This is a genomic window from Segatella buccae ATCC 33574, assembly GCF_000184945.1.
GTDB classification, from domain to species: domain Bacteria; phylum Bacteroidota; class Bacteroidia; order Bacteroidales; family Bacteroidaceae; genus Prevotella; species Prevotella buccae.
In genome coordinates this window covers 1,114,384-1,132,590 of record NZ_GL586311.1, presented here as the reverse complement: position 1 = coordinate 1,132,590, position 18,207 = coordinate 1,114,384, and the positions used below count along the sequence as shown (strand labels likewise).

Annotated in this window: 12 protein-coding genes; 3 read left to right on the top strand and 9 right to left on the bottom strand. The window is 39.3% G+C overall.

The window, feature by feature from the left end:
* Positions 1–61: 61 nt before the first annotated feature.
* The 9 genes from HMPREF6485_RS04270 to HMPREF6485_RS04230 all read right to left on the bottom strand — a co-directional run bounded on the left by HMPREF6485_RS04270 (position 62) and on the right by HMPREF6485_RS04230 (position 14,896).
* Positions 62–1,519, bottom strand: a complete 1,458-nt coding sequence (locus tag HMPREF6485_RS04270) for an ATP-binding protein (protein ID WP_004344918.1) — start codon at positions 1,517–1,519, stop codon at positions 62–64.
* A 62-nt stretch (positions 1,520–1,581) separates the two neighbouring features.
* Positions 1,582–3,048, bottom strand: coding sequence for a DNA-directed RNA polymerase subunit alpha C-terminal domain-containing protein (locus HMPREF6485_RS04265; protein WP_004344917.1), 1,467 nt, complete (start codon positions 3,046–3,048; stop codon positions 1,582–1,584).
* A gap of 3 nt (positions 3,049–3,051) precedes the next feature.
* A complete protein-coding gene (brxL, locus tag HMPREF6485_RS04260) occupies positions 3,052–4,515 on the bottom strand; it encodes a BREX system Lon protease-like protein BrxL (RefSeq protein WP_004344916.1) in 1,464 nt (487 codons plus the stop codon).
* Between the two features lie 13 nt (positions 4,516–4,528).
* Positions 4,529–6,949, bottom strand: coding sequence for a BREX-4 system phosphatase PglZ (gene pglZ, locus HMPREF6485_RS04255; RefSeq protein WP_004344915.1), 2,421 nt, complete (start codon positions 6,947–6,949; stop codon positions 4,529–4,531).
* Positions 6,942–10,343, bottom strand: a complete 3,402-nt coding sequence (locus tag HMPREF6485_RS04250) for a hypothetical protein (RefSeq protein ID WP_004344914.1) — start codon at positions 10,341–10,343, stop codon at positions 6,942–6,944. Before HMPREF6485_RS04250 ends, pglZ begins: the two co-directional genes overlap by 8 nt.
* 7 nt (positions 10,344–10,350) lie before the next feature.
* Positions 10,351–10,746, bottom strand: a complete 396-nt coding sequence (locus HMPREF6485_RS04245) for a hypothetical protein (RefSeq protein WP_155814388.1) — start codon at positions 10,744–10,746, stop codon at positions 10,351–10,353.
* Between the two features lie 50 nt (positions 10,747–10,796).
* The gene (locus HMPREF6485_RS04240; RefSeq protein ID WP_004344911.1) at positions 10,797–13,298 is read right to left on the bottom strand and encodes a phosphoadenosine phosphosulfate reductase domain-containing protein; all 2,502 of its coding nucleotides are present in this window, start codon (positions 13,296–13,298) and stop codon (positions 10,797–10,799) included.
* Complete coding sequence (locus HMPREF6485_RS04235; RefSeq protein ID WP_004344910.1) at positions 13,291–13,500, bottom strand: helix-turn-helix transcriptional regulator; 210 nt, start codon at positions 13,498–13,500, stop codon at positions 13,291–13,293. The genes HMPREF6485_RS04240 and HMPREF6485_RS04235 overlap by 8 nt, the downstream gene beginning before the upstream one ends.
* Positions 13,501–13,672: 172 nt before the next feature.
* Positions 13,673–14,896 (bottom strand): site-specific integrase, encoded by a 1,224-nt coding sequence (locus tag HMPREF6485_RS04230; RefSeq protein ID WP_004344908.1) that lies wholly within the window; start codon positions 14,894–14,896, stop codon positions 13,673–13,675.
* A gap of 565 nt (positions 14,897–15,461) precedes the next feature.
* Here HMPREF6485_RS04230 and HMPREF6485_RS04225 point away from each other — a divergent pair.
* The 3 genes from HMPREF6485_RS04225 to gcvH all read left to right on the top strand — a co-directional run bounded on the left by HMPREF6485_RS04225 (position 15,462) and on the right by gcvH (position 18,182).
* A complete protein-coding gene (locus tag HMPREF6485_RS04225; protein ID WP_004344906.1) occupies positions 15,462–16,436 on the top strand; it encodes a lipoate--protein ligase in 975 nt (324 codons plus the stop codon).
* Positions 16,437–16,511: 75 nt separating this feature from the next.
* Positions 16,512–17,591 (top strand): glycine cleavage system aminomethyltransferase GcvT, encoded by a 1,080-nt coding sequence (gcvT, locus tag HMPREF6485_RS04220; RefSeq protein WP_004344905.1) that lies wholly within the window; start codon positions 16,512–16,514, stop codon positions 17,589–17,591.
* A gap of 204 nt (positions 17,592–17,795) precedes the next feature.
* Positions 17,796–18,182 (top strand): glycine cleavage system protein GcvH, encoded by a 387-nt coding sequence (gene gcvH, locus HMPREF6485_RS04215; RefSeq protein WP_004342645.1) that lies wholly within the window; start codon positions 17,796–17,798, stop codon positions 18,180–18,182.
* Positions 18,183–18,207: the final 25 nt, after the last annotated feature.

Here is an 18,207-nt window from a genome sequence, read left to right as displayed (position 1 = left end):
TAATCCTATATGAAGCAAGCCCAACCTAAGTTCTCGTTTGGTTGGGCTTGTGCGCTGCATATTAGTCTATGATTTCCCAAAAGCCGCCTTTATTGGGACCGACACGGCGAAGGTATTTATCACGCATAGCTTCTATGTTACGAGATATAGAATTTTCACTGATTCCCACATGTTTGGAAAGTTCCGATTTAGAAATATATGGATTCTCTATTATTAGCTTGATGATAGAAATACGATTTTCTGTTAATTTTTCATTGAGAGCCACCGCTTTTTCTATCACCTTCTCTATCACCTCTTGATGAGTTTTTATCACCTTTTCTGTCACGTTGACATCCTTTTCTATCACCCTTTCTGTCACCTTCGGCACTATAATCTTCAGAATAAAATCATCAAGATGGAAAGATAGATGTGGTGTACCATTAGCTTCCAACTCCCTGCATACACGATCCACACCCTCTCCAAACTCTTTTACATAGTCGTATGCTTTTAAGAATTGAGCAATTTTCGGATTGCGTGAGAAGTGTGTATGTCGAATGTTAGAGGGCTTAACCGTTCCTGGCAATCTGCCCGGTGATTCAAATACCAAGCGATTATCAAACATCTTAATTTGGATTTCCGTACCCTTTATATTATAGGCACGGTGGCAACAAGCATTAACTACCATTTCTTGTATCACAAACTTTGGATAATCTCTATGGGTTACAAACTGCCCATGTTGTCCAAGGAATGTATGTTCCTCTACTTGGGTTTCAAGATAAGCTATCGTGGCTTTCACCTGATCAAGTATAGTTCCTTCAAATGTTACATCCTTAATTACGTTCATCTCTGCACCCACTCTCTCTTCTGTACCTTTATAACGGATAAAGCGAGTACGCCCACGAGGAAAGAACTTTTGAGGATATTTACCAAACAACAGAATACAAGCCACACTAACTTGCTCCTCTCCCTTTGCATTGGTTGTTATGAAGCTATTATTCTCATGTAGATATTGCTTGGCAGACTTGGTATAACCAATCAATTCTGTATATCTTTCGACAGCAGCCATATCAATATCATCAACCGTAGCATCATACACTGCCGTATCTTCGTAATAGCGCTCTCCCTTATCGTACATCAACTGTATGCGCTCTTCAAAAGACAGTTTTCTGCTTTTATCTCCAACACGCATAAAAGCTTCATCTGCCTGATTAGCATGTAATTCAGAACTTGCAGGTATATGCATCAATAAAATATGATTTTCGTTTCCATCTTTATCCGTGCATGGCAACAAGTCACTGGTAATGGGCACAGAAGGATTACAGAAGTCTAAGGGTACACGAAGTAACTCATTCAACCTTTCCGTATGCTGGTCAACTCCTTCTATCTTCCTTGTCTTGTCAGTCACACCGATAGCAATCTCACCACCGTCAGCATTTGCAAATGCAACGATTGGAATAGCCAATGCTTTGGGGTCGATTTGAATGCTCTTGCAATCAAATGTCTGATCTTCTTTATGAGTCCGTATTTCTTGTATCGTCATATATTTTTATTTTTGCTATTATGATAGACAACGAAAATCATACAACTATTAAAGCATAATCCTTATTTGAGAAAATGGGAGATCCTGCTTAAGTCAACATTCATCAATGTATTGACTATTTCACTGTAAGCCATTCCTAATTGAAGGCCAAACTTGCCAATGAAAACTTCTATATCATGTACTGTTTTCCTTCCACTGTTTCTCACCTTAAGTAGGGTAACTGCTGCATCAATCTTGGGTATTTCACCAAAAGTGGAGATACCTATAACATTCAGTACATTGATAGCTCTTACTGAAAGATTTAGATTTTGGACAGGAGTATTAAGTAATTCCGCAACATGGGAGTTGATATCTACAACTTGATTTCTAGTCTCTCTCAAACTTTCATCCTTTACTACGCTTCTTAATCGCTGTATTTCCTCTATATAGAGTTGAGCCTGTGCATGTAGTTGCGCATTGTCCTTACGTAATTGCTCATTCTTATGAACTTCATTTATAAGAATAGACTTAATTTCTTCCAGTATTTTCTTATATAGTTGTCGTATCCTTTCTTGTGTAAGATTATTCTTCTTGGTAACTTCACTTCTAGGAACCCCGTTAACAAGATCTTGTAAGATAGAATAGTTTCTTTGCTCTATTTTTTTTTCGAAGATTCCTATAATCTCAAGGAAAAGAGAAGACAAATACTTGTTTTCAGAAAAAATGTCGCTTTCATCTTTTCCATCTAAATAATCCTTAACATCTTCGTCTTCAGACAAAGGTAAATCATTAAGAGCACAAAATAAAATGGATTTGGATACAGGTTGCTGAACTATACTATCAAAACGAGACAAAAACTTGTCTTCTCTGACACTTGTGTTATCGTAGAGGATTGTTGTACCCAATGGCAACATGATTTCTGGTTCTTTGACACTTTCTATCAATCTGAAATCTGATACATTGTCTATTATATTGGATTCCTTATCTATTTGAATCAATACAATGCCATTGGCTATATGACAAAAACAATAGTCACCAACAGACAAGTTAAGTTCTTCGGAGTAAATTCTAAAATTATCGGTTTCAGGTAGGTATACCAGCTTTGGCATCCTGTTCATAAATGACTTTTCTATAGGAGTTTCAAAAACGATGTCAATATCTTCTTCTCTCGTTAATCGACAAAGAACTGTTAGATCCCAGTAGTCACGTGTACCCTCCAGAATAGCCAACGTGTCGTTTAGGAAGTCGGTAAGCCATTCTCCATTACAATCTGTCAGCAGGAGCGAAACAAGAGCTTTATCGCCTTTTGCCTTACTTCTCCCATATGGGGCACAAAGAATGGTGTCTGTATTTGGAAAGTGATAACTCCTAAAAGATTTTGTGTCAACATAACGGAAGTCTCGAAAGATAGAATTATCTTCCACCTCGCTATCGATATAAACCGTTTTTATAATATCTCCTTCATGGAGCATACAAATATCACCTTCCTTAAAAGGAAAGGTATATGTTCTCAGATTATCGCTTACCTTATTTATATAATAGACAACCATCGATTAAAAAAGCTTGTTTTCGGTGAAACCTTTTTGTACAACTTCAACGTGTGGCATTCGACTCTTAAACTCAGGATCGATGTTATAACATTGTTCCTTTACGATACCACGACGATGTATCGCTGGGTCAAGACAATATATCTTAAATTCTTCCTCATTTACATCTTCGGTACGCTGCCAGTGCGGGAATAGCAGTTTCATATAAGCTGTAGCAATACGCTTCACAGCTTTACTATCTCGCACATCGGCTTTTTCTTCAAATCGGACGAGTTGATCGAACAATAATCCATAGGTATTTTGTGTACGCATTGTATGAAGAATTTCAGAAAAGTATTCCACATTGATAGTCCATCCTTTGAAAATCATGCTTTTGTCTACTCGTGGAAGAATCCACCCTTCAATAAAGCAATGAAAGCGGTCGAGCAAAGCCGACTCACGGAAGTTCTCTGGCAGGTTGGTGAAATAAAAAGGTGACACAGGCATGTGTTGAGCAGATAAAGGAATGTTACCCATAAGCATCAAGCCACACTCTGAAGAAAATTCATTATTATCAATGGTTGTCTTTCCACTTTCCAAATATGATTTTAGAGCAGCTTGAATCTCAGCAGGTTCTTGGAAAACGATAGTCTGTATCTCATCGAATACTGTAAAGTCATGGTTTTTGATAATACCATTCTGCTGTTTCGTTTTGTCAAAAAACAACTTAGCACGTGTTACCTTGCCACCACTTACCAACCAGCCATACTTAGAAAGATTGCCAAATACATAGCTTTTCCCTGTTCCTTTTGGAGCCAATTCTATCACATTTAGACGTGGCTCTATAAAAATGAGTAATCGGGTAAGGAATTCTATTTTTTGGGTTAGTGATGTAAATCCATCAGGGTCATACTCCATAGCAGACAACAATACGTCAATCCATTCTAAAGTAGTGAAATAGTGGCGCGCCTCTGCTAGATAGGAGATGTCCACAGAACTATAAGGCTTGAATGGCTTATAATCTACCATTTGGATATGGTTTTTCTTGCCATCGGCGTCAGGCAGTAGACAAAGTTTGATAATACCCCATTTCTCACCTTCAACAAATTCTCCAGAGTTACGAGAATAGACATATTCTGGAATTAACCCCTCACGTTGCTTAATGCCATAATCAGGAATGGCAAATTGACGCTCATTCTTTACTATGTCAATGTACACTACAAAGCGAGCCAAAAGCATAACTTCTTCTCCACTTTGCAATCTATCTTTAACACTACCTTGTTTTGCTGGAATAACTTTATCTAAGAATTGAGAGAGTGCCATTCTATCAACCTCTCCAGTCTGAATGTTCAGATAGCGCTTCAGCAGGAAGTCCCTAACAAATGCAGGAAGGTTTCGTCCTGCAAAAAGACTACTTGTTGATGCAGGGTCTTTATAAATAGACATTGCCGAGAAATGCTGTCTTATCTTATTACATATTTCTTCTTTCATAAATATTCATTTATTAAAAGTCAAACGGGTCTTCTTCTTGAATGCCTGTTGTTACCTTAATCTTCATTGGACGAACAATTCCTCCGATATGAAGCGTAAAATCTAAAATATTGGCATTTAAGATTATATCATCTGTTTCATATGTATCACCACTCAGATGATGAACATTATATTTTACCCCACTATAAAGTACGTAAGGAACTTCAGCTGACGGCATATTCTTAATTTCAAATTGTATGCGTGGATTTGATCCACTTATTTCACAAGTGAGTAGATTGAATGACCAGTTAGTTGCCATAGGAGTACTTGAAATGATAAAAATGGGTACTAATACCTCTTCAGGCGTACAGCCACCATGGGCACCTTGTCCAGATGGAACTTTGGCACAAAGCGATTCATGCTTTAACGCACATAAAGTTTTATTATCCTCTAAACGGAAATAGCTACTATCCATAGTAGAATCCGCCTTTTCACGAATGGCAATACGTCCGTGATGATCGCTTTCAACACTAGGCATATTTTTACCCTTAAGCAATTGCGATAAATAGGTCAGACCATGATCAGAAATAATCGCAATCTTCTTACCTATATATTTCTGCAAAATTTCTTCAATGCTTCTTCGTATAACATCTATCTCTTTGATAATTGTAAATGGACTTATATTATCAGGGCGATGAGCCAAGGTGTCAAGATCTCCGGATTTCTCCAATTGAACTCCCTGAGGAAGAAGGCGCTGTAAATCTTTCTTATTTATTTCAGTCCTAGTAGGAAGAAGGGAACGGGCTATTCTTATTTCGTTGAGGAAAATCTGCTGGTCTTTTCTCTCTGCAATAATGCTTTTAATTAGAGGAATCCAGTCGATCCCCAATCCATCAATCCAATAAAAAACTTCAATGTCTCCACGGTTTTGTAGTAAGGTATAAGTAGAACAGAAAGAATTGTACCACACATCAAATGAAGACTCTGAGCCATTAAGTTTATTTATAAGTTGTTCGATTTCTGTTGTGTATCGATTAGTAATCTTAGCTTTTTTATATTGCTCAATGTATGGATTCACCCAGTCTGGTACTCCAGTTGCACCCCCAATACCTTCATTCATATAGGTATAAAGATCTGGGAAGAATGTAGCAATGTCCTTAGGCACAATAAAGCCTTGTGCCAACCAACTTACTGCTAGTTCTTTTTCTTTTTGTGTGATTCCCGTAAAATATCTTAAAGTGCCAGAATACCCCATCTTTGCAGGTAAAGTTTGTAAAGATTTTACCATCATATTTTCTGCAGCATCCGACAATTGAATATTCTTTTGGGCAGCATAGGTAAGGCAGTATTTTCGTACTTCCATTTCTGCATCAATTTCCGTTATATCCCCTGCTATTTTCTCTATCAGCTCATTTGTACCATAAGAAGAGGTGGCATTAAGGCATCTGCATAAATAACCTTCACCATTTGCTTTACTAATATAGAAACGTGTTAAAAGCCAACGATTGAATACATAAGGATTGTCAAACCATAGACGAATAAACTCCTTATATGTTTCTATGTTATTTATACTAAAGTATTGTTTAACATATTTGTCAAAATTGAAGCCATTACTAACATCAATACTCTCTGCTAATTTATTCCAATTATCCCCATCACTTTCTAATGGCTCAATAGCACCAAATTCAAGATTTAAACCTACAGTCAAAAATTGATATGCATTACTGCAAGCCTGATAAGAGAAGGCATTGTCTGGTTGTGCAAACCGAGCATTAGCAAATATAGCCTTTGATTTGCAAATTATTTGTGGAGATATTTGTTTCTTACTATCTTTCCATATATTCAACCATTCCCGGATATTGTTTACAATGGTATAATTAGCATTCAGACCACTTACACCGAAGTCTGTGTCTTTTGTAAGAATGAGCTTATATGTTAGGTCTTTAGTCTCTGATATCAATCTCCAAATATTGATTTGGCTGTCATTCTTGAAGGTATCCATTTTACCTTCAAGACCGACAAGTGGAATATAAACACGTTGGTGCTTTTCCTGAGCTTTTGGTGTTGCCTCAATTGCTTTAATAGTTTTTATCAAAGCATCAAAAGACTTTTTATCTTCATTGTCATAAAATCGTGCTAACTCAGAGAAAGGGGCAATCACACAGTCATTAGGACTTTTTCTCTTTATATGTTCAGCTATACGAGAGGCAAGTTCCACATGTGTAATGAGTAAGTCTGGATAATTGGAATCTATCCAATGATCAACACTTTCAACATGTATACCTTGTTCTGTTTGTAGGAAATCCACAAAGTCATAACAGTCTCGAAAATTATCAAATAGTACAAATCGTATTGGATATCTATCAAGCGTAAAAGCATCAATACCTTTCGCCTGTTTATCCTCCTCAATATATGTCTTGAGGGCATCCATTTCTCTGAACGGTTTCTTATACATATTTCAACAATATATCTATAACGAAACTATCTTCTTCGGTAATCATATTTTCAATAGCTTGACGCAGATCTTCACTATTGTTTATACGGTTGATAGCTTTATTACGCTTCTTTTTTAACTCTTCAGAATCAACCGCAGGTGTATCTACAGAAGAGTCATCTATAATAGTAGAAGGATTAGAAGTTGATGCGGGCTGAACTATAGGCGTAACTTTAGATATACGCCAATCTTTCAATTTGTCTTTCACTTCTTCCTCTGTCCATAGTCCAACTTCACTTTCCAAATGCTCGTGGAGATATTTTAGTGCTTCTTCCACTTCCTCGTCCATTACATTTACGTTGTCAATACTCTGCATATATATGACAAAGCCTTTATGGAAGTTGTTTGCAGATGGTATGAGTAAATTACCAAAGTCTGTTTTTAAAGTATCGTATCCGTTGATTGTATTTTCCAGCAAACTTGGATTTTTCATGCTTTCGGGATCACTCACTACACGCATAAGATTGTCTATGAATTCCTTTATTTCAGGAGAACATTCTTCGATATTTTTTAATGACCAAAGTGGATAGCCTTTCTCCTTACAATACACATGAAGTACAGCCCAACGAGCATCTTTCAGACTACTGATGTCAGAATAGCCCTTCAATTTATTCAAATTGAACATTCTAATAAGGCTTTTGCAAACTCGACCAGCTTCCTTACTCTCAAATATGAAATTCAATTTGTTGCTTGTCTTACCATTTTCCCATGCTTTGAATAATTCGACAACATCTTCTACAAGATGCTGAGCAGTACGCTGTTTCCCGTTAGTATCAAAGATTATATTGACATACTTGCGCATGGCGAAGGCTACCATTGCCATTGGTGCATAACTTTGGAAGAGTCCAAAAGGTGCTTCTGTCAAACCTATGAGCTTATCACCAAGGTTAAAGCTTTGATTCTTGCCAGTATGGCGACCACTGAGCCATTCATCCACATAGTCACAGACTTTCTTCAGTGGATGATTGGGCGAGATGGTATCCTTCCATTGTAAGTTATCGTCTACACAGTCTTGCAATAAGAACTCCACATGACGAGCGGGGCCTCCACACTTATCTATAATATCTTGCTTCGTATTATAACTTAACACCGCATCAACCGTGGCTTTCACAGATGCTTTTTTCCAATAAGTTGCACTAAATTTTGTTCGTATGGTTTCTAATGATTCAGGACCACTTGTGAAAATACTCGGCGCAATACTACCATTGATAGTGCTGGTCATTTTACTACCAACAATGGTCATACTGTCACCATTGAGATAGAACGTCACATTGTTGCCACGCATTTTATTAACCCATTGCTGTATCATTTCAGCGGCCTGCTTAGTGTAGGTCTGATACTGTTGCGGTAAGCCATGACTTTGTGCGCATTGTGCATTTGCCTGGTATTCAATAAAACGCTCATATTCTTTATCACCCATAATTGCCTCAATAACGACAAAAGAAATGGTAGTGAAGCGCTCATCCTTGCAATTTTTCTCTGCAATCTCTTTCAAAAGCAAAAGTTCTTGATTGTTGCGAGCTACCATAATAGCGAGAAAAACTTCATAGGGCTGCGTCTGTTTCTTTGCATTTGCGATTTGATTCATTAGGGTATACTCATTACCCTGTATGCCAAAAAAATGAAATGCATATGGGCGTGCCACTTGTGATAAATTTCGTGTAAAAATATTGGAGGCTGTACTACCGAACTTAATTACTTGATCAGTAAACAAGAAACTCGAAGTTTTTAATTCTTGTTTTATCTTTTGTATTTCATCTCCTGGCAGGGCTGTGAATAGAATGGAAAAATTGCCGTTTGGCTGGCGCTGAATAATGCTTTTATCATTAAAAAAATCAAGAATGGTGGGCAGATCGTCTTGTACCTTTGTTCCAGAGAAAAGATTATAGATATTCTCTTCACTAGGTGTAACAGTATCGTTGTTGGCTATATTGTTAAGAGCATTAAGTAATAGGATACCTTTGAAAACCTTCAAATAACAATCACCTTGACTTTCTACAGCTAAGTGGTGACTATTATATCTTTCAGTAACGGCACCAAATTTAGTACTATCGCTTTCAAAGAATTCTTGTACATAGTCCCATAGATAATCAGCTGTAATAGTTTGCTCTGCCTTATAGGCTTCGTCATCATCAAGGAACTCGTGCACGGCATCACTAGCCAGAAATTCAAATACACTTCTACTGCTGGATCCTGCTTCACGAGCATAATAAGTTGCAAGATTTGCTGTTGCTGGATGTAGTGGGAATAAATTTTTTATATTTTCTATCGTCTGTTCTGTATCAGTACTGGTGGTGCTGAACATCTCCAATAATTCTGGATGGATGTTAAAGAAACTATCCTGACGCATCATGTACAAGGTATAATTTACAATCTCAAACTTTTTCGACATAATTTTGAATGCCGAAACTGGTTCCATATTGTAGATTATATAGTGATAGCGTCCTTTGGTCTTTTCGCGTTCTTCTTCTTTAAGCGTATTTAGTGCAGAAGGATGAGATATAAACAAGAAGTAAGAGTCATTCTCTGCATTCATCATAGCCTCTGCAAGTTCCTGAAGTTGTACTAACAAACGGGTTCCTATGCTTGAGGTCATTACTTCAGTAAATTCATCCCAAATAATCAATAAACCATTGTAATCAGTTTTCTCTCGAAGGGCATTTTGCACCTCAAATATCCATTGCTTAAGATTATTGCTCTGTAAACGAATATCATAACCTCCTATACGCAAAGCTTGGCGTACACTTTCAAGCACATCTGTATCAGCGGCTCTCAGACGTTGCTTCAGCTTATTAGTATCAGGGGCTACACTTGCAAGCTGAGCACTCTGTTCAATAAGATTTTCCCAAAATTGTGGTTGATTCTCAACATGTTGAACATACATATCAAAGTCTGTCTGTACTGTGATATCAATCTTTGCTGCTGAAAGTGCACGTTTTATTTCACGTTGCATTTGGAGGGATAGGTCCTCCTCATGAGCAATGTTCTGATAGCCATACATATTTACGGGAAAAAGACGCTTCTTCTCTCGTAGTTGTAGTAGGCTGTTGCGCAAAATATCATACTTTTCTTTCTTATATTCATCCTCCACATATTCACGAATATCTTCTATGGGGTCACACAACAGATGATGAATGACAGCACCGGCATGGCTCTTTCCTGTACCGTATGTTCCAGCAATCCAGATCGACTTATGGTTATCTGCATCGTTGTTGCGTACGGCACTGATTACTTTTTGCAAAACTTCGTTAAACTGATCGTTAGCAATGAAAAATTTCCATTCTCCATTGCTCTCCTCCTTAATATTATAAGCGGGACGCATTTGTCTAAGCGTCACTATTTTACTATATGGCATACGTATATTATTTTAATTCTTTGATTGGTTCTATAAAGTAACTAATGATGGCTTCCTTTATCTCGTTTCTTGCGCCTTCGTCTTGTAAAAGCAGCCACAAATCATCATCTAAACTTGCATACTCTACATTCTCACGAAGGAATTTCGCTGAGGGGGTCTTAGGGTAATGGCTACCTATAAGATAATAGAATTCTTCTCCTTTCAAATAGTAGTAAGGATAAATAGGTGATGTCATAGGCTGTTGGCTATATTTCTTGAAGAAAGCTTTATAAGTATTAACCAGGGGTTCTGTCAATCTAATACGATTACCAATTATACTCCTATCTTTTATTCCGTATAAGATAGATAGCATGAAGATAGGTTTGGCAAGATTAGTCTTACCTTTACGCCTATAGACTATCATAGAACGGAGCAAATTTTTGTAATATTCAGTTTTTAAGTGAGAGACCATATCTACAAAACCAGTTGTTTGAGTATATCCATTGAGCTTAAATCTTCTCTTAGTGTAATGCTATCAAGACCCATATTTAATTCTGCTATAAGTACTCGATTTGAAGCAGAATTTAATTGGCGAAGCAATTTTGTAAACGTAAGCTTGGATATTGCAAATTCTTTCACAGGTCCTGTTTGACAGTCTTCAACATAGAAGTCTGAGATACGTAAAGATCTAATACCTTTAAAAGTAGCATACTTATATATAGAATAAGCAAGTGCCACTTCTGAAAGTCCTTCATGTCGTCCACGAAAATAATTCTTACCATCATGCGATTGTCCTTGGATAAGAAAATCACCAATTGGAGAATATTTAAATATTTGCATGAAGCCCCCTATGGCATAAGTTATAGTACTCTTCGTACCATCAAATTCATTCAAAGCTAACTCATCAAGTAGTGCTTTCGTGAATTGTTGATCTGGATTTATAGTGTTGATAAACCAATTTGTAAGAACAGAACTATATGCAAAATTTATCCAAATGAGTTCCCAAATTAAGTCAAGCTCATTTTCGCGATGCTTTGTACAAAAATCACCAAATGGTGTGAGATTTTTCTTTTGGTCAATCATTTCAGCATCTATCAGCCATGCTTTAAAACTCTGTTCTTGTTTGTTTCCCAAAGAATTGCTTGTCCAAAAACCATCTGGGTCAGAAAGAAATTCTTGTAGCCACTCACTATGGATTCCGAAAGTACCTATTTTCGAGATACCTCCACCTTTTGTATTTGTTGAAGTTGTCATAATTAAAGAATTTGCAACAATGCATCCTTGGTCATGAAATAACAGACATTTATGACAATGAATACATTTCGATTTATCAATTTTAATCTCAGGGTAAACAGAAAGTGCTCCAGTAGGGCATTCTACTTCACACCCTTCGCAGTTTATGCAGAAGGCACTTTTATAAATAATTCTTTTAATAAGTTGCACCAATTTAGGATTTTGCACCTCATGTAAGATGAATGTATAGTCATGTTCTGTGTTATACGTAATGTCAAAACGATAGACAGTCTTATCAAAGCGTAATTCTCCAAACTTTTTATTCCCCTCTCCCATTATATTATATTCACACAAAACAGGAAGCCAATGTTCTATGGTTTTCTGAGCATTGGAAACATTTGCTACAAATGTAGGAAACTGTTTTGGAAAGAGGACTTTTGTTTTTGAACCAATATCATTCCCACTTGCTCGCAACTTCCATTTATGTTCTTTGATGTATTCTTCTAAATTTGGGATATGACGTTGCTTTGATATGTTTACCAAGCGTGATAAGAAAGGTTTTAAATCTTGTTTATATCGTTTATTCACTATCATATCATCCCATGGAGAAGAGAATGGACAGATTAAACATCCCACCCTTGGTTTCCCAAATCGATAAGCCTCATTAAGGGGTAAATCGTGAGCAAAAAGGTAAAGAAAGATTTCTGTAGTATTCCAATTTAAGATCGGACGAGCATTGATTACGGTGTCATGCTTAACCCCTTTCCCTATACGCTCATAGTTACTTCTCATAACACTCTCTTCAGCTCTTACTCCTTCAAAAGCGAGGGCTTTAGCTTGCTTATTTGTCCCCTCTATTTTAAGGGAACGGTACAATGGTGCTGTTTTCATAATTGAACAACACCAACGATGCTTATCGCTTGGTGTTCCAATCTTATCCCAATAGTTCAGCACACTTTCATGGTTACGAGTTAGCGAGAACTTTAAGTCTGGGAAGAGTTTATGGTAATGGTCTTGCACCTGCTGATACAAATCTAACGATGGTGGCAATTCATATCCAGTATCTGAATAAATAACTTCAAACTCTGTGCTTGGTATTGCACGTGTGCAAAGGTCTAACACAACTTGAGAGTCTTTACCTCCAGAGAAAGAAGCAAGAAACTTATCAATCTTCGTAGTATGGAATACTTTTTTACCTTGTTTCTCTGCAGTATCAAGTGGCATAATCTCGAAACTATCACAATCTTCACGCACAATGGCCATCTTTTTTTTAATTTTGGATTCCATACGTTTTGCGAGAGCTTCATAGTCAAGTTGATTAGCAGCAACTTTGGCTACACTTTTCCGTGCCCCTGCATACTGAATGAATGTTTCGCGAATGAACTCTATAGCCTCACTCTCCAGCAAAAACATAAATTCAGCGTTGCGCTTCAACATCTTTTTTACATCAATGGGATTCAACTCAACATTATCCTTTCCTGGCTGGAAGATAATTGTAGCTGCATCGTAAACATTCGCACCTTTAGCCTCAAACATTAATTCACCTTGATACCAATATTGTTTGTTTATTGCCCACAACAGAGGTTCTTCTGTATGAGGATATTTCCATCCTAATTCGTTGAGCTTAAGCAAATCAAGTTCTTCCCAGAATACAGGGCGTGGAGATATGCCAAGTGTTCCATCCACAATGCGTGAATGGAGTAATACACCTCCAGTTTCTTTATCCCAGGTTATCTTATACATCGTTTTCTGTCCTCACTAATTCTGTCAGTTCTACATCTAGTAGTTTCGCTATTTTCAGATATGTCTCCATAGGCGGTTGACAAGCATTGGTACACCACTTAGATACTGTAGTAGGTGCACACCCTAGTTGTTCAGCCAACCATTTATTTGTCCTTTTCTTTTCTGCTAACACTACTTTTATGCGATTAATATCTTTGTCCATAATGGATAATAGCTTTGTTATAAGTACAAAGGTACACAATTTTCTTGAAGAAAATGCAAAATACGGCATTGTTTAGCCAATAATATCACTAAATCGGTGTTTTTCTCATTATATGTGCCTGATGATAATTAGAAAAGACTATGACTTGGAATTAACCATATAAATCAAGTGCCTATATTTTCAATTCTGGCAAACTATTTATCGCCTCCTCCTTCAACTTATCCACAGCACGGGTGTATTTCTCAGTGTGTTTCAATCCACTATGCCCTAAAAGGCTGGCGACGGTCTTGATGTTGGCTCCATTGTTTAGAATGTTCACTGCAAAAGAGTGGCGAGCACAATGCCAACTGATGTGTTTGTTAATGCCAGCACGTTTCACCCATCGCTTTACAGATTTGCAGCAACTCTCATACGAGGGAAGATTGAATATAGAAGAATCCAAATCATCAGGTGCTTCGCCTATCAATGATAGCAATCCGTTGTTCAGAGGAATAACTACACCACTATTTGCAGAATGTCCTTTGGTCTTGTTCTGTTCAAATTTCAAAAGGTGATTGGTGTAGTCAATGTTTTTATAGGTTAGATCTTTTACATCGCAGAAGCGCAAACCGCAATATAGACAGAGGATAAATGCCCGTCTGACATTTGGATTTTCATTATCATAATGGCATTGAATTAGTGATTGGATTTCATCCATAGACAACACATCTTTACGCAAAATCTGCTCATCCACCTTGCACACCACACCCTTGCAAGGGTCTTTCAGCATCACTTCGTGGTCGATTGCATATCGCACAACCTTCTTGAAACGCTGATAGATGCTCTTTGCTCCTTCGCCCACGCTTCGTGATTGCAGATACTCCACAAAGTATTCCATCATGTCCTTGGTTATCAAATCGGGCTTAATACTAAACTCATAGAGTGGATATTGCTCTTTAAGAAAATCCTTAAAACGATTCAAGGCAATCTTTATCATCCGCAAGTCTTTCTTCGTATAACTGTCTATGTACGCCTGATAATAGTCCAAGAAGTTGATATTTCTATCTTTCTTCAACCGATAACCAAGCATACTCTCCTTAAACTGTTGTTCACGCTCCGCACGGATTTTGGCAGCCAATTCAAGAGTTTCCTTGTTCTGTTGCCTTTCCGCAGGAGTACGGGGCTTAGCTATCAAGTACAACTGCAAGTTTTCTTTTCGCCTGTTGTGTTTGATGTGAACTTTGGGCTTACCCACCATTTTACCTGTTTCATACAAAACAGGATTACCATTATCATCCAAAACAGGCGTTTCTTCTCTACCAAGATAATACTCCAGATACAGACTTATTCGACCATCAGAAAGCACATTTTGCTCTAATTTCGGGTTTTCCTTTGCTTTATTTTCTAATTTTGCCATAATTGATAGTTATGTACCTGAATGAGTATAGAACCGAGTAAAATCATTAACTCATTTATTTTCAGATGTTTTCTTATTTTGCAAAGATACTAAAAAGTTCCGAATATCAAAGTGTACTAAAAGTGTACTATCTAACAAAAAAACAGGTGAAAATAGGTAAAATAGACAAATATAAGAAAATTATAAGTTATTGATTATCAGTTTAATATATTCTTTTGATTTCTCTTATTTTCACGGCATTGTACCGGGTCGGGTCTGGGTACGTAAAAAAGGGTTAAGCTGCTAACAAATAAGCACTTAACTCTTTTTCTTTTCAACATACTGACCAAAAGAAAAAAGTAAAAAGGCTCATATTTATAAAATATCTAATTGGGCTGATAAATAAGAACGGTGTATCTTGGTTTACATAATCCAAATAGGAAGGCGGCTACGCCCTGAATGTGGTTTTCCGAGGTGCCAAGACAGTTTTACAAATCGTCACAAAAAAGTTCGGAAAATGCTTGGCCCTTACATAAATTCTTCATATATTTGCAGCAACAGTTAATTGAATCTGACAATCTGATATATGAAGTATGTAGCGCTGCCCGAAGAAAAGGTGCGTCGTCTGTCGTTCTATTTGGCCATGGAAGAATATGTGGCTCGCCATGTGGACGAAGACGACAGTTTCTTTATGTGGCAGGTGGAGCCGAGCGTTATCTTCGGACGCAACCAGTTGATAGAAAACGAAGTGAATCTTGATTATTGTCGCGCAAACCATATAGCCACCTTCCGGAGGAAAAGCGGCGGCGGATGCGTGTATGCCGACATGAAGAACATCATGTTCTCATACATCACAAAGGAGGACAACGTGAGTCTCACTTTCAGCCGCTATATAAATATGGTGGTGGAGGTGCTTCACCGCTTGGGCGTAGACGCACGCGCCAGCGGCCGCAACGATATAATGATCGGCGACCGAAAGGTGAGTGGCTCGGCATTCTATCATCTGCCGGGGCGCAGCATTGTGCATAGCACCATGCTCTATGACACCGACATGCGCAACATGGTGGGGGCCATCACCCCCACCGACGAAAAGCTCATCAGTAAGGGTGTACAAAGCGTGCGCCAGCACATCGCCTTGCTCAAAGACCATCTGTCGCTTTCCATTGATGAATTCAAAGACTTTGTGCGCCATAATCTGTGCGACGGTGAAACGGTACTCACCGAGACCGACGTGACCGGCATCGAAGATATAGAGCGCGAATATCTCTCACAGAAATTCATCTACGGCAATAACCCGAAATACACCGTAGTGAAGAGACACCGGTTGGAAGGGGTAGGCGAGTTTGAGGTAAGGATGGAGCTCCACAACAACATCGTGAAGGACATCAACCTCATGGGCGACTATTTCATTACTGGCGATATGGACGGTCAGCTGCTCCGCCCGCTGCGGGGCCTTCGGCTTGAGCGAGAAGCTTTAGAGCAAGTCTTGCCCGAACGGCTTGATGAAGTGGTGATGAACTTGCGCCGAGACGACTTCATCGGCCTGTTGCTCTGCCCCTAACCTTTGCGGAATCAGCCATGCGATGCCCTTTTGCCTTTTGACAATCGTATTAAGCAATAACGAAAACCGACAAATATGGAAAACAAAAGAACCTGCCTTTACGACCGGCATGTGCAGCTGGGAGCCTTGATAGCTCCTTTCGGCGGCTTTGACATGCCCATACAGTATGCCGGCATTGTGGAAGAACACCAGGCTGTGCGCAACCACTGCGGAGCATTCGATGTGTCTCACATGGGCGAAGTCACCGTGCGTGGCAAGGATGCCGAGCGATACGTGAACCATATCTTCACCAACGACGTGACTGATGCTCCCACGGGCAAAATCTACTACGGCATGATGCTCTATCCTGACGGGGGGACGGTGGACGATCTGTTGGTCTACAAGATGGGGGCCGACGACTTCTTCATTGTCATCAATGCGGCCAACATCGACAAAGATGTGGCATGGATGCGCGAACACGCCGCCGATTTTGACATCGACTTGCAAGACCGCAGCGACTTCTACGGACAGTTGGCCGTGCAAGGGCCTGAGGCCGAACACGTGATGGAAGAAGTGCTGGGACTGCCTTGTAGCGAATTGGCTTTCTACACAGTGAAGACCATCGGAGACGCCATCGTGAGCCGCACGGGCTATACGGGCGAAGATGGCTTCGAAATATATGGTTCGCACGAGTTTATCCAAACACTGTGGGACAAACTCATGGCGGCCGGCATACAGCCTTGCGGACTGGGTTGCCGTGACACGCTGCGCTTCGAGGTGGGTCTGCCGCTCTATGGTGACGAGCTCTCAACAGAGATTTCACCCGTGATGGCTGGCTTGGGTATGTTCTGCAAACTCGACAAACCGGAGTTCATCGGCAAGGAAGCACTACTCCATCAGCGTGCCGAAGGGGTGGTGCGCAAGCTTGTGGGCATCGAACTCGCCGACCGTGCTGTGCCCCGCCACGGCTATGCGGTGATGAAAAACGGACGACAGATAGGTGAGGTGACCACGGGCTATCATACCATTTCTACTGACAAAAGTGTGTGCATGGCACTCGTCGATACCGAATTTGCCAAGCTTGACACGGAGGTGGAAGTGCAAATAAGAAAGAAGACTTATCCCGGACGGGTGGTAAAAAAGAAATTCTACGATAAGCATTATAAGAAGAGTTGACAAGTGAACTAGTAAACGAGTAGACAAGTTGTGTGTGAAATGAGTGGCATAAACCGGAAAACAACCTGTAATTTATGAAAAAAGGCAAGCAACTTGTCTATTAGACGACCTGTTAACTTGTCAACTCTGCTATCAACTTGTTTACTCGTTTACTTGTCTATTTATCAACTCAAACCAACATTAACTTAAACAACATTCTTGATTATGGCTAAATTTATAGAAGGACTCTATTACAGCGAGTCGCACGAATTTGTACGTGTGGAAGGAGATTATGGTTATGTAGGCATCACCGACTATGCCCAACAGGCTTTGGGCAACGTGGTCTATGTGGACATGCCGGATGTAGATGATGAGGTGGAAGCCGGAGACGACTTCGGTGCCGTAGAGAGTGTAAAGGCCGCCAGCGACCTTACTTCGCCCGTGAGCGGTACAGTGGTTGAGGTGAACGAGGCATTGGAAGAGGCTCCGGAACTCATCAATAAAGATGCCTTCGGCAACTGGATCATCAAGTTACAACTTTCCGACAAGACCGAGCTCGACGGGCTGATGGATGCCAAAGCCTACGAGGAGTTCTGTGCCGCTGCGCATTGATGTTGAGAAACCACTAAAGCTATGA